Below are 13226 nucleotides of genomic sequence, written 5' to 3'. Positions count from 1 at the left end.
ATGGCGCTATGAGGGCATTTCATGAATGTTTTGGCTATTGTTCAATCTAGACCGCGCGAAGCGCAAGCGTTTTCATGGGATTGCGCCGGGATGAAGCCGGAATTGACACATAAGCCAGGAAGTCATAAAGACCGCGGCCTATATGCGATCAGAGGCCATTTCGACCGTATCGGGATGGCTGCGCGCGAGCGCCCCCGGTCGCTGTCACTGCCTGCCGGCGCGAGGTCGAGTGACTGATCCGCCTTGCTACGAGCGGCTTGCCGGACGGTCACCGTATCAATCGCCGGCAAAGGGACGATCCCCCCTGGTTGCACGCGGAAGGCTGGCCTCGGGCTGGCTGTCGCGGCAGCGTAGCAACGCCTGTTCGCTGCCCGGCGTGGCCATGGCCGTCACCTGCGGCGCAAGGTAGCGCAACACCCTGACCGCGAGCGCGCTGGTAAAACTGTAGCGCGCCGCATAAGGCTCGCGCGCATGAACCGTCACGGTGCCGAAGTAACGCTCGCCCAGCGTGAACACGAAGGTGGCTGAACGTGCGACCGAACGCGAGGCGATCAACCGTCCGCCCGGCCCGTACACCTGCAAGCGCTGGTCACCTGTGCCGGTCTTGCCGGCCACCGGAAGCGGCGCCGCGCCCTTGCCCGGTACCACGAAGGCACCCAGGATGGACGTGGCGGTGCCGCGCTCTACCACATCAAGCATCGAGCGCCGCACCACCGTGGTCAGCTCTGGCGGCAGGAGGCGCTTGCCCGGACCAGGCTGCAGCACGTAGCGCGTCGAATACGGCGTGTTGGCGGCAAGATCGAGGCTGCGCACGCTGGCCGATTGCGTGGTGACGCCGCCATTCAGGATGATGCTGGCCAACTCCGCCAGCGCCGCAGGCCGGTCGCCAGAGGCGCCGATGGCGGTCGCGTAAGACGGCGTCAACGAATCGAAGGGATAGCCCAGCCGCTGCCAGCGCTTGGCAATGTGCTGGAATGCGTCCTGTTCCAGCAGCGTGCGGATGCGGTTGTCCTGCCCGAACTTGCTGTGCGAGCGGAACAGCCAACGGTACACGTACTGCGGCGGAGCTGTCGTGTAGGATCTGCGACAAGGTGGCATCCGGGTGCTTGCCCAGGTATTGCACCATCCACAGTTCCAACGGGTGGATGCGCGAAAGGTAGCCGCGGTCGTTGAGGTTGAACTTGTCGTGGCCATACTTGCGATAGAGCGCTGACAGGTCTTCACCCGCGAGTTGCTTGTCCGACAGGCGCGAGCGCATGATCCGGATAAAGCTTTCCTCATCCAGTTCCGGGCGGGCGCTGAGCAGCGTCACCGACATGCGCACCGCGCTCAGGTGAGGCGAACTCATTTTCACGCGGCCCAGCAGAGTGGCCAGCCTCTGTTCCGAATCCCTTCCGCGGTAGCGCTGGTAGAAGCCGATCATGTAGGCGCTGCTTTCCTGGTCCGCAAAGCGCTCCAGGTAGGCGCGGCGCTCGGGCGAGCCCCGGTCCTCGAAGATATTTCTGACGTCCGGCCGGGCATGGAAGATCTCGTAGCGCACGATGTCGCGCATGATGCGGATGAAGACCAGGTTGACCGAGTGCTGGAAGCCCTCGCGCACGGTCATGTTGCGCTCGCCCTCCCAGCGCTCGAAATTGGAGAAGCTCTGCATCCCGCCCCCGGTGAAGAAGCCTTCACCTGTGCTGCCGGAATACTTGCGCTCCATCGCCGCTTCCAGCATGGGCGTCAGCTCGCGCTCGGCCGGCGTGCCGGTCTTGACGAGGTAGTCGATGGCCCAACGGCTGAGCACATCCTGCTTCGCCAGCTGCAGATCGGCCAGTTCGGCGCGGCTCATGCCGGCATAGCGCGCGTGCAGTTCGGTGATGATCTCCAGGTAGGTCACCAGCGTGCGCAGCTTGGCGGTGGACCCCAGGTTGAGCCGACCACCGCTGTTGATGTCGAAAGGCTGTTCGATGTTGTCCGCCTGCACCCGCACGACACTTGCATTGCCCACGCGCTCGTACAGCGTGAAGCTGACGATCAGGTGCGAAGGATCGTCCTGCTCGCGCAGCAGGTTGTGGCCATACAGCTCCATGGTGTGCGCGTCGGTCTTGTCATGGATGCGCATCAGCACGTCGGTGGCAATGCGCTGGGCTTCGCGGTTGATGGTGCTGTCCGCGGTCAGGTCCAGGCGGTCCATGTCGTAGCGACTGTCGACCCCGGTGAGCCCGCCAACGTCGGCGCGCACGCGGTTGACCGCCTTGCGGGTGACGAAGGGCTCCTGCGCGGGCTTCTCTGGTGGCGCAGCCTTGTCCAGCGACTGCGTCAGCGCGGCGTCGCGCAGCTCGGGCGTGATGACGCCGTTGGCTGCCAGCAGGCGCAGGTAACTGCCGGTGAGCGTCTCCAGGTTGGTGTCGTCGCGGCGCAGGTGGTACGAGGGGCGGCGCTGCGAGATGATCAGCGACAGCGCGCGCTTGAAGGCCTGGGCCTCGCGGCCGGTGGGCGCGCGCAGGTCCATCTCCTTCATCAGCCGGTTGGCCTCGTCGAAGTCTTCGCCGTACCATACCCACAGTGCATCGCCGATGCCGTTGACCTCGCCGAAACCCACGCGCGCGGACAGCGGCACCGTGTTGAGGTAGTCGACCACGATGCGTTCGCGCGCGCGCCGCGTATCCGGCCCGTCCAGATAGGCGCGAAGCGAGGCCGACGCCATCTGTCGGAATTTCTCGGAGATAGATTGCGTTCGGCCCTCAGGCGAATGCCGGTATTTTTCGATCTGGGTAGCCAGCGTGCTGCCGCCTGGGGATTCATAGGCCTTGTCGACCAGCCGGACGGCATGGTCCATCACCGCGCGCGACAAGCGCTTCCAATCGAGCGCCGGGTTCAGGTTCGGGTACTCGGGGTTGAGCAGCCCCTGGTTCTCCACGAACAGCAGCGAGCTGACCAGCAACGGCGGCACTGCGGCAAAGTCCTCGTATTGCCGCTGCGGGTAGCGCTCCAGCACCAGTGTCAGGCCATTGCAGTCGCGCAGGGCGAGGCCGGCCTGGTTCTTCTCGCGGTACGGGGGAAAAATGCCATGGTCCATCAGCTGGACCAACTCGGGCGACATGCGCGCCTGTTCGGCCGGCACGTAGCCGTGCCGCTCGAGCCGTTGCGCGAAGGCGGGCAGGCGTCCGTAGCCGAGGCGTGCGTCGTAAGGGGCGGAATGCGGGAAGCGAATGCTGTCGCTGGCGCCTGGCTGGACCTCGAACGTCAGCGCTCTGGTGAAGCGGCCGAAGTAGTACGCCTGCCATTGCGAATTGCGTACTTCACTGGCAACGAGGCTGTAAACGACATACCCGCCCCCACAAAGGGCGGCCGCCAATCCAGCGAAAATCCATCCACGTCGTGACACGTCGGCAACCCCATCATGCCGAGCCCCGCTGCCGGGGTGGTCATGCCGCCGGCTCCAAGCGCGAGCGAAGCGCGCCGGGGGCCGGCGCGCGCCGCTCTTTTTATATAGTAGCAGGCAGGGGTCGCTGTTATGAGATAAGCGTGCAAGTGCAAACACGGTTGCTAGATAGCGTGGTGGTAGCTGGAGGGAAGGTAGCAAGGCAGGTAGCTTGCCACGATGGTGCCGTGACCATAGATGGCTTTGCCCTGTGCGGTTTGCCGATACTGGCTCATCCTAGGTCTTGCTGGTCCAACCGATGCGGTGCCGCTCCCTGGGTGGCCTCATGCCGCGCATCTTCTTCGCTGGGCAGGTACGCGCAGGTGGTGGCGATCGAGGCATGACCAAAGTTGTCGCACACAAGACGCAGGTCGACCTCCTGGTCGGTCATGTGCGAGCCGGCGGTGTGGCGCAGCGAGTGCGCGGAGGCTTGATTCAGAAAATATTTCACAACTGTACCGCGCACGCAAAGTACGAATGCCCCTTACCGCGCAGCTGCTGCCAGAACTGCTGCAAGACCTCCGCGGGCGTGCTCATGCTGCCTTTGCGCACCAGACCGTAGAGCCTATTGGCGGTAGGCGTGACACCGTCGCGGCAGGACAGGGGGCAGCAGACCTCGCGGTACAGCGCGCGGGTGTCGGGGAACCGCCCGCGCAGCTCGGCCTGCAGCGCAGCGTCGGTCAGATCCAGGCCGCCGGTCGGCATCGATCATGCGGCGTGTCCAGAAGTCACCCTGGAGTTTTTGACGCTGCCGGCTCAACGGGCGATGACGCACTCTCGGGCTGCGCGACTTTCTCTGGGAGCTGATGGCGCCACTGTGCATAGCATTCCAGCCCGCAGAAGTAGGCGACGTAGTCGCATGCCTCAGGGACGATCGCCTCGGACTTCGGTACCTCCTTCATGCAGATCTCGCAGGGGACGAGTTCTATGGGTGGGTCAGGCTTGCTCATGGCGCTACTCCCGGCGCCGCGGCGGAGATATTTCACGGCAACGGCGCATTGACGTCGACGGCCAAATGGCAAGCCGGCGAATCCAGGCTGTGCAAAGACAGAGTCGCTATCGATCAGTGAACTGTATTCCATATCAAGCATCCTCTTTCGGGTCTGACCAAGATAAGGCCAATTTCCTATCATAAGCCTTGTGGTTATGAAAACGCGCCCTCTTATTCTGAGATGGAATAAGCAGTTCAGGCCGTGAACGCCTGCCCAAACTGCCTTGCCCGCTTGACGTCGTCGCTGTGGAGATAGATCGACGTGGTCGAGATCGACGCATGGCGCAGGTTATCGCGCACGGCGCTCAGCTCGACGCCCTTGGCCAGCGCGTGCGTTGCATGGGTAGGCAGTACGTTCTACGGTGGCCATGCCGGACTGAGATCTCCAATGCGCCGGCCAGTGTAGCGGAAGAGTCGCTCGACAGAGGGCTCAGCCTTTTATGACAATCAGATCTATAGATTAGAATCTATATAACTGAAAGGCTTATGATAGGAAATCGGCCTTATCTTGGTCAGACTCCAAGCGCAGATCCTCAAGTACGACCGGGGTCGCCGGCGGTTCTACCAGGAGATTCTCGATACCTACAACAGTCTGCGCCGTAAGCGCGGAGAGGACCTGCAGGTCACTCCTCGTTTCACGGCACTGGTGCGGGAGGCTCTGCAGGTCGTCGGCCACCACACGGGCAATGCGAATAAGCCTATCCGGCTGCTCTATCGTCAGACGCCGATCGACGAATGGCGCCTGGAGTTCGTGATCGAGCACCACCACTTCCCGCGGGACGGTGCCAAGCGCACCGACTTTCACGGCGGCAAAGGCGTCATCGTTGAAATCTGGCCGGACGAACGCATGCCGGTAGATGCAAACGGCGTGCGGGCCGAAGCGATCATGGACGGCATGGCGACAGTGAACCGGATGAACTTTGGCCGCCTGTACGAGCACTACATCAACGCCGCGTCGTTCGGTCTCGCGCAGGAAATCACCCGCAGCTTGGGCATCGAGAACACTGGGCGTGATCTCTACAAGCAGCTCTCACGAGTCGCTGTTCTGCAACGGCAAGATGTCCCTTGGCGACCTGCAGCGTCTGAACTCGCTGTGATCGGGAGTCGACAATGCGGCACTCGAAGAGACTTGATGCGTGTAGCGATACACGCTACACTACTGCATGATAGTTAGCTTCCGCCACAAGGGGTTAGAAACCCTCTATCGAACCGGGTCCGCCCGAGGCATTCTCGCCTCTCACGCCGCTCGGTTAAAGCGACTCCTCGCCGCGCTAGATGCCGCCAGTTCGGCTAGCGACCTTAATCACCCAGGCTATAAGCTTCACCAGCTCAGGGGCGATTTGAACGGTCACTGGTCAATCTGGGTGAATGGCAATTGGCGCGTCACGTTCCGCTTTGTCGGGACGGACGTGGAGTTGGTTGATTATCAGGGGTTGTAAGCCGGAACCGCCGAAATTTCCGTCATCCCAACTCCAGCCCCGCCACGAGCGCGTCCAGGTCGATCATCTTGCCGTCGCTCTGGAAGGTGTAATGGAGGGTTGGCCGAGATTCAGGAAATTTCCTCCAAAAAACGACCTAAGTGCTTGTGAGACAGGGACTTTTTGACCTCAAAGTTCGCTCGCTATGCGGCTGTCTTCTTGAACCCGAAGCGAATCCGCGTGTTCATGGGCTCGACGGCTCGCTCCAGATCCATCAGGTAGTCGCCAAAGCGGTTGATGTGGATCGTGCGGTACGGCGACAGTCCGGCGAGCACCTCCTGCGTGATCTCGAAGGAGCCCTTGTCCTGCATGTCCTTGAGCACCTTTGACATCCGGTGCACGTTGTTCAGGATGATCATGTTGGCCACCAGGTGGTTGTACTTGACCACCTTGCGCTGCTCGTGACGGACGTTCTCGGCCATGATCCCCTCCCCGCCGAAGAACGCCCAGCCGGCGAACTGGTGGAACTCCTCGGCCTTGTTGGTCTCGGCATGGATCGTGCGACGCAGCTCCGGGTCGTTGATGTAGCGCAGCAGGAACATCGTGCGCATCACGCGTCCCAGCTCGCGGAACGCGAAATACAGCTTGTTCTTGCGACTCGCACTTCCCAAGCGCCGCAGCAGCGTCGACGGCGTGACCATGCCGGCCTTGATCGACACCGCCACCCGCAACATGTCCTCGTAATGCCGGGCGATCAGGTCCCAGTCGATGGCCGGGCCTGTGAACAGCGGTTGGACGTTCTGGCAGCGCCAGCCGCAAGAACAAGCTGTACTTCGCGTTCCGGGAGTTGGGCCGCGTGATTCGCACGATGTTCCTACTGCGCTACATCAACGACCCTGAACTGCGCCGCACCATCCACGCGGAGACCAACAAGGCCGAGGAGTTCCACGAGTTCGCCAGCTGGGCCTTCTTTGGCGGCGAGGGGATCATGGCCGAGAACGTGCGCCACGAGCAGCGCAAGGTGGTCAAGTACAACCACCTGGTGGCCAACATGATCATCCTGAACACGGTGCACCGCATGTCAAAGGTACCCAAAGACATGCACGACCGGGGCGAGTTCGAGATCACTGCCGAGGTGCTGGCGGGCCTCGCGCCGTACCGCACGGTCCACATCAACCGCTTCGGCGACTACCTGATGGACCTCGAACGAGCGGTCGAGCCGATGAACACGCGCATCCGCTTCCCGTTCAAGAAGAAGGAAGAGGCGGCGTAACGCGAGAAGTTTTGATGCTCAAAAGTCGTTGACGGTCAGGCACTTAGCCTATTTTTTGGAGGAAATTTCCTGAATCTCGGCCAACCCTCCTCAATCGCAAATGATCTGTCATCGCCGCGTCATAAAAGGCAACTAATATCCCTTGCATGATTAGTTTTTCATATCAAACATCGAGAATGATATGAAAATGCGATCACCAACGGGGCGACCATCGTGGCGTTGCTCCCTCAAGCGATCTTTACAAGGCGACACCATGTTCAGTGCACAACGAAACGAGTATCTCGAAAAGGGATACACCAAAATCGACAGTTTCTTCTCGCAGGACGAGATGAACCAGATTTTGAAAGACGTCAGGCAGATCGAAGAGATGTCCGCTTCGCGCGACGGTGACGACGACGTTTTCCAGTTCGAGAAGAAGGACGGTAAGACTACGCAGCTCTTGCGCCGTGTCGAGAATCCACATTTGCACTTCGAGTCGATCAATGACCTGGTACGCTCGAAGAAGGTAGTCGATCTCCTCCGTGAATTTATGGGCGACGACATCCGCCTGCACAACAGCAAAATCAACGTCAAGCCGCCGTCTGGCGCCCCGGTCCAATGGCACCAAGACTGGGCGTTCTACCCCCACACCAACGATAATTTCCTGACCCTGGGCATCTTCCTGGACGAGGCAAGTGAACAAAACGGCGCCATGGCATGTCTGCCGGGATCCCACAAGGGCAAGATCTACGATCATCGCAACGTCGAAAGCGGCGAATTCTGCCACGCGATCTCACGGTCGAATTGGGACGACGGACTCGATCCGACGCACGCTGAACTTCTTACCGGCCCGGTCGGTTCAGTCACCCTCCACCATGTCCGCACGCTCCACGGCTCAGGTCCAAATCACTCGGTGATCCGGCGCCGCTTCCTCCTAATTGGATACGCAGCTGCAGACGCTTGGCCACTCCTGGGATGCGGCAATTATCAGGACTACGAAAACCTCATGGTTAGCGGACAGTCGACCGTGTTTCCCCGCATGGAAAGGCTTCCGCTCACGGTTCCTTACCCGCTCTCGAAGTACGGCGATCGCATTTTCGAAAGCCAGCGCGCCCTTACCCAGAAGTACTACTAACCAAAGGACTGCACATGAATCCGCTAGCCATGTTCAACAAGCGCCGCGCTCTCGTCGCGTCGGCTTTTCTCGTCTCGCTGATGGGCGCAACCCTCTCAGCTAATGCAGCCGAGGTCATCAACGGCAAGCTGCATCTGCGCTTTGCGATCGCTCCGCTGCGGCCTACGGCCACCGAGACGATCAAGGAATTTGAGCCGATGTTCAAGTACTTGGCCGGACAGCTGAATGCCACGTATGAGATCGTCTCTCCCGAAAGTTGGGCAGCGATTTCGGTGGCCATGTCCAATGGGCACGTCGATGTCGGCTGGCTCGGCCCCTGGGGCTATGTGCTGTCCCACAAGAAGGCTGGTACCGAAGTAATCGCTACCGCGAAATACAAGGGCAAGCCCTTCTACAAGGCTCTGATCGTTGCCCGCGCTGACCTACCGGTCAAGAACTTTCCCCAAGACGCCAAGGGCATGAAGCTCTCGCTAAGTGACCAGGGCAATACGTCCGGTTGGCTGATCCCGATGTCGTACTTCAAGAGCGTGGGCATCGATCCGACGACATATTTCCAGTTCCGTGAAGGCGCGACCTTCGGCCAGAACGAGGCGCAGATTCAACAGGGTCTCATCGACCTGGCGTCCGACATGGACCGTGGCCGCAACGGCATGATCGAGGCCGGCGAAATCAACCCGGCCAAATCCAAGATCGTTTGGGAATCGCAGCCGCTGCCGAACGACGCGATCTGCGTGCCGAAGAACTTTGACCCAGCCCTGAAGAAGCGAATCGTTGACATCTTGACGTCGATGTCCGAGGACCAGGCGCAATCGATGATGGGTAAGGGCTACAACGGCTTCGTCAAGTCGCAGGACAGCGACTATAAGACCATCGAGGACGCCGGCCGTTCGGTCGGCAAGCTCTGACTCAATGCGTCGTACTAACACTGAAGCGAGCAGACTTCCCCGCCCTGGCGGGGCAGTTGTTATGCCTCTCGGGCCACGCGCAACGAGCCCATCCAATGACACTCTCGCGCGCAAAAAGGAAATGATGAATCAACGAGTGGAAAGCGTGCTGGACGCACACGAGCTGCGCGACCTGCAGAAGCGCAAGCGCTCTCTACCGCTGGCGGTAGTTCTTATGGTCGGCATATGGTTGGCGTGGAACGCGAGCCACGTTGAGCCGCACCGCCTTGTGGCAGGTGCGCCCCGTCTTTGGTCATTCGTCTTGCAAATGTTCCCACCCGACCTGAGCGACATGCCGACTGTTTTGCGGACCGCAGGCGAAACCCTCGCTATGGCGACGATCGGCACAATTTTTGCAGCCGTGATCGCACTGCCATTGGCCTTTTTAGCTGCCCGAAACACATCCCCAAGTCCGGTAGTTTACTGGTTCGCGCGCATGATGCTCAATGCCAGTCGAGGAACCGAAACCTTCGTTTTCGCGCTAATTTTTGTTGCGGCTGTCGGTTTTGGACCGTTCTCGGGTGTCCTGGCCATCGCCGCACACATGATTGGTGCGCTCGGCAAACTATTCGCTGAGGCGATCGAACCGGTTGACCAAGGCCCCTTGGACGCATTGGCTTTGACCGGTGCGGGCAAGCTCAAGATCATCCGTTACGGCCTGATCCCGGATGTCATGCCCCACCTTATCGCCGCCGTGCTCTACATATGGGAATTCAGCGTGCGTACCTCAACGGTGCTGGGTGTTGTCGGTGCCGGCGGCATTGGCCAAACGCTGAAAGACACTGTGGATCTGTTGAACTTCAACAAGATGATCACTGTACTCGCCGTGATCCTGATCATGGTGGCCGTCATCGATTACATCAGCGACAAATTACGGAGTATGGCCCTTCATGTGAAGCGCTCTGACACTCCTCTTTCTGCTAACGGAATCTAGCCTACAAGCTGGGTTTGAAAGGTATGTGTCGTGAAAGACATCGCTCTAAAAATTGCAAACGTCAGCAAAACGTACGGGAAGTCGCCTGTGCTCCGAAGCGTCGACTTCGAAGTACGAAGCGGCTCGATGGTTGCCCTGCTCGGGACAAGCGGCGCCGGCAAGTCAACACTGTTTCGCTGCCTTACGGGCCTTGAACCAATCGATGACGGCTCTATCATCGCCCTGGGTGAACCCATCAATCATTCATCTGGCAACCGGCTGCGCTTTATCCGCAAAAAGATCGGATACGTGTTCCAGCAGCTGCATCTTGTGAAGCGCTTTTCGGCGTTCGAGAACGTGCTAGGAGCCCGTTTGACCGACGCGCCGGCCTGGCGCGTGGCCATCCGGTCTTTTAGCCATGAGGACAAACTTCTTGCGTTGGAATGCCTGGAGAAGGTAGGCATGTTGGAGTTCGCCAACGTACCTGTACAGCTCTTGTCCGGTGGCCAGCAACAGCGCGTCGCAATCGCTCGCGCATTGGCTCAGAAGCCCAAAATTATCATTGCCGATGAGCCGATTTCAAGCCTTGATCCGGTAACCGGGCTAGCGGCTTTACAGGCCCTCAAAACTGCAGCGGCGGAAGACGACGTTGCCGTCCTCTGCAGCCTTCATCAGGTGGACTTGGCCATCGAGGTCGCCGATCGGATCGTGGGGCTGAAGGAAGGACGAATCAGTCTCAATGTCGTCAATGATCCCAACGATCGAGGTATCGCCAACAAGATCCGGGCGATATACCAAACCACGGAAACAACGCACATAGACGACCTGGCCGCAAGGCGACATATCGCCTAGTTCCTACTGCCTTAGAAAATTTATAAAAGGAACCAATCTTGAAACCAAAGATCGTACTGACCCACTGGGCCCATCCGGAAACCATTGAACTACTAGAATCGGTTGCCGAGGTCGTCCCGAACCTAACGAAAGACACGCTCCCACGCGCCGAGATCCTTGATAGGGCAAAGGATGCTCAAGGGATTATGGTGTTCATGCCGGACAGTATCGACGACGCGTTTCTCGCAGCCTGTCCTGAGCTTCGCGTAGTCGGAGCGGCACTCAAAGGCTACGACAACTTCGACGTTCAGGCATGCACGCGGCGCGGTATATGGTTCACGATCGTCCCCGACTTGTTGACCATTCCAACTGCAGAGCTAACGATTGGTCTGCTGCTTGGAATAACCCGCCATGTCCTGCCTGGCGATCGCTACATCCGCTCCGGACAATACAAGGGCTGGGTGCCGGACTTTTACGGTAGCGGCCTCACCGACAAAACACTCGGCATCATTGGTATGGGCGCCGTCGGCCGCGCTATCGCCAAGCGCCTTGCGTCGTTCGACATCAACGTCCTGTACACCGACAAGACCGCTCTGCCCGCAGATTTGGAGTCCGCTTACAATGCACGCAAGGTCGACCTGGACGAGCTTTTGTCGAGCAGCGACTATGTAGTACCGATGCTGCCGATGACGGCAGAGACATTTCATACAATCAATAAAAATACGCTAGCGCAGATGAAGTCGGGTTCCTACCTCATCAATACGTGCAGGGGCTCAGTGGCCGACGAACTGGCTGTGGTTGAAGCCTTACGCACTGGCCACTTGGCGGGATACGCTGCCGACGTTTACGAAATGGAAGAATGGACACGCCAAGACCGGCCGCAATCGATTCCTGCTGCTCTACTTGACCCAACGCTACCTACACTGTTCACTCCACACCTTGGATCGGCCGTAAAAAGCGTCAGAATGAAAATCGAACGCGAAGCTGCAACCAACATTTTGCAGGCGCTGGAAGGCTTCCGCCCGCAAGGTGCGGTCAACGACGTCCTCGGCGCCAGGAGCACGGATTGATCAGCATCGAGCGCGTACAGAGCTTCCTCGCCGTGGTAGAGGCTGGCGGCTTCCGAGAAGCCACCAAGCGGATAGGCATATCTCAGTCCGCCATAACCCAGCACGTCAAGCAGCTCGAAGAGGACTTGCATGCCAAGTTGATCGAGCGCAGCAATGCCGGTTGCTCGCTCACGCCCGAAGGCCGCATCTTCTTCCCTGTTGCCGAAGACCTTGTTCGCCTTGCAAACAAGGCCAGTACCCTCTTTGAAAGGGAAGAGCTTGGCGTTGGTGCAAGCTCGAACACAGGGATCTATCTGCTTCAACCGTATATCAAAAAGTACAGGGAGAGTTGCCGATTCCCGCTGAACATTTCGATTGCCAACAACGATGCCGTGGCTCGTTCGCTGGAGTCCTTCGATATCGATGTCGCGGTCGTCGAAACCTGGGACTCGCGCCCAGGCTTTACTGCCAAGCTTTGGCGTACCGAAGAGCTTGTACTGATCGTTCCAAATGACCATCCGTGGGCAAGCCTGGACTTCGTAAGGCCAGAGCAGCTGGAAGACCAAGTGTTGATCGGCGGTGAGGCGGGATCTGGTACCGGACGCACGCTGCGACGCTATCTCGGCGGGACAGCGGACCGAATCGGAGTGTCCCTACAACTTGGTAGCACGGCTGCAGTCAAGCAAGCGGTACAGGCTGGGTTGGGGATTTCGGTCGTAATGAAAGCGTCGGTTACAAACGAAGCCGGCCTTAAGTTGTTCTCGATCGTTCCCTTCGCAGGAGAGCCTCCAAGAAAGGAACTCTACATCGTCTACCGCGAAGGCACTGAACAACGCGCACCGCTTTCGTCTTTCCTCAAGACATTGGAGACAGAAACGTTCTAGGCGTACACAGTCAAAACGACAGAGGCAACGTGCACGTCTCAAGAGCGATCTTGTCTTCTGCTCGTATGCCGTTGTCGGTCATAACGCGCTCAATGAGCGCGGCATTTATCGAACAAGTTTTCAAGTATTCGATTGCGCTTACTACGCCTGTTCTGCACTTGATGAGTAAGGCGCGACGGATGATCCCACTGAGGCTTTCGCCCTCGCTAGTCGTAGATGCAGGGGCTCGACGTTCGGTATGTTGCACGCTCATAACCTTCTCTCTCCAGATGGAAGCACGACGTTGGCTACCCGGACATCATAGGGAGAGCGTTTGGGACTGTCTGTTGCTAAATTAGGGGTGATCGTACTTTTGGTGCTAAATCTGGCGGTTTGGTTTGAATTTCTCTTATAGATCAAT

The 13226-nt window shown here is 59.1% G+C and carries 9 protein-coding genes and 6 pseudogenes; 9 read left to right on the top strand and 6 right to left on the bottom strand.

Annotated features, from left to right (window positions below; all coding sequences use genetic code 11):
* Positions 1-276: 276 nt before the first annotated feature.
* The 5 genes and pseudogenes from BKK79_RS37750 to BKK79_RS41850 all read right to left on the bottom strand — a co-directional run.
* Positions 277-3373, bottom strand: a pseudogene (locus BKK79_RS37750) (transglycosylase domain-containing protein).
* A gap of 273 nt (positions 3374-3646) precedes the next feature.
* A pseudogene (locus tag BKK79_RS39860) lies at positions 3647-3848 on the bottom strand (tyrosine-type recombinase/integrase); the annotation flags it as partial.
* Positions 3849-3892: 44 nt separating this feature from the next.
* Positions 3893-4114: pseudogene (locus BKK79_RS37745) on the bottom strand (DNA-binding protein); the annotation flags it as partial.
* Positions 4115-4137: 23 nt separating this feature from the next.
* On the bottom strand, positions 4138-4311 hold the full coding sequence (locus BKK79_RS39855) for a DUF3330 domain-containing protein (RefSeq protein ID WP_232346527.1): 174 nt from the start codon (positions 4309-4311) through the stop codon (positions 4138-4140).
* A gap of 284 nt (positions 4312-4595) precedes the next feature.
* Positions 4596-4745, bottom strand: a pseudogene (locus BKK79_RS41850) (site-specific integrase); the annotation flags it as partial.
* A 163-nt stretch (positions 4746-4908) separates the two neighbouring features.
* On the opposite strand from BKK79_RS41850, the gene BKK79_RS37740 reads away from it, so the two are divergent.
* Both BKK79_RS37740 and BKK79_RS39845 read left to right on the top strand, forming a co-directional pair.
* Entirely contained in the window at positions 4909-5574 is a 666-nt protein-coding gene (locus BKK79_RS37740) for a hypothetical protein (RefSeq protein WP_071040767.1), read from the top strand.
* A complete protein-coding gene (locus tag BKK79_RS39845; protein WP_084085819.1) occupies positions 5564-5839 on the top strand; it encodes a type II toxin-antitoxin system RelE/ParE family toxin in 276 nt (91 codons plus the stop codon). Before BKK79_RS37740 ends, BKK79_RS39845 begins: the two co-directional genes overlap by 11 nt.
* 182 nt (positions 5840-6021) lie before the next feature.
* Here the strand turns inward: BKK79_RS39845 and BKK79_RS37735 are convergent.
* Positions 6022-6621, bottom strand: a pseudogene (locus BKK79_RS37735) (Tn3 family transposase); the annotation flags it as partial.
* On the opposite strand from BKK79_RS37735, the pseudogene BKK79_RS37730 reads away from it, so the two are divergent.
* The 7 genes and pseudogenes from BKK79_RS37730 to BKK79_RS37700 all read left to right on the top strand — a co-directional run.
* Positions 6603-7091 (top strand): annotated as a pseudogene (locus tag BKK79_RS37730) (Tn3 family transposase); the annotation flags it as partial. The pseudogenes BKK79_RS37735 and BKK79_RS37730 sit on opposite strands and share 19 nt — an antisense overlap.
* Before the next feature lie 253 nt (positions 7092-7344).
* Positions 7345-8205, top strand: coding sequence for a phytanoyl-CoA dioxygenase family protein (locus BKK79_RS37725; RefSeq protein ID WP_071040764.1), 861 nt, complete (start codon positions 7345-7347; stop codon positions 8203-8205).
* A gap of 14 nt (positions 8206-8219) precedes the next feature.
* The gene (locus BKK79_RS37720) at positions 8220-9110 is read left to right on the top strand and encodes a phosphate/phosphite/phosphonate ABC transporter substrate-binding protein (RefSeq protein WP_071040763.1); all 891 of its coding nucleotides are present in this window, start codon (positions 8220-8222) and stop codon (positions 9108-9110) included.
* Between the two features lie 121 nt (positions 9111-9231).
* Positions 9232-10083: a phosphonate ABC transporter, permease protein PhnE gene (phnE, locus tag BKK79_RS37715; protein ID WP_232346502.1), complete on the top strand. Its 852-nt coding sequence runs from the start codon at positions 9232-9234 to the stop codon at positions 10081-10083.
* Between the two features lie 30 nt (positions 10084-10113).
* Positions 10114-10914, top strand: a complete 801-nt coding sequence (locus tag BKK79_RS37710) for a phosphonate ABC transporter ATP-binding protein (RefSeq protein WP_137884915.1) — start codon at positions 10114-10116, stop codon at positions 10912-10914.
* Between the two features lie 38 nt (positions 10915-10952).
* Entirely contained in the window at positions 10953-11963 is a 1011-nt protein-coding gene (locus BKK79_RS37705) for a phosphonate dehydrogenase (protein WP_071040761.1), read from the top strand.
* Positions 11960-12826: a LysR family transcriptional regulator gene (locus BKK79_RS37700; protein WP_071040760.1), complete on the top strand. Its 867-nt coding sequence runs from the start codon at positions 11960-11962 to the stop codon at positions 12824-12826. Before BKK79_RS37705 ends, BKK79_RS37700 begins: the two co-directional genes overlap by 4 nt.
* Positions 12827-13226 lie beyond the last annotated feature (400 nt).

It is taken from the genome of Cupriavidus sp. USMAA2-4 (assembly GCF_001854305.1).
Classification (GTDB): domain Bacteria; phylum Pseudomonadota; class Gammaproteobacteria; order Burkholderiales; family Burkholderiaceae; genus Cupriavidus; species Cupriavidus malaysiensis.
Note: the sequence above shows the minus strand (reverse complement) of the source record. Positions and strands in the feature narration are given on the sequence as shown.

What these genes read in the sequence shown, in the direction of transcription:
- BKK79_RS39855 (WP_232346527.1), bottom strand. Translation starts at nt 4,311, where the DNA reads ATGAAGGAGGTACCGAAGTCCGAGGCGATCGTCCCTGAGGCATGCGAC.
- BKK79_RS39845 (WP_084085819.1), top strand. Translation starts at nt 5,564, where the DNA reads ATGATAGTTAGCTTCCGCCACAAGGGGTTAGAAACCCTCTATCGAACC.
- BKK79_RS37725 (WP_071040764.1), top strand. Translation starts at nt 7,345, where the DNA reads ATGTTCAGTGCACAACGAAACGAGTATCTCGAAAAGGGATACACCAAA.
- BKK79_RS37720 (WP_071040763.1), top strand. Translation starts at nt 8,220, where the DNA reads ATGAATCCGCTAGCCATGTTCAACAAGCGCCGCGCTCTCGTCGCGTCG.
- phnE (WP_232346502.1), top strand. Translation starts at nt 9,232, where the DNA reads ATGATGAATCAACGAGTGGAAAGCGTGCTGGACGCACACGAGCTGCGC.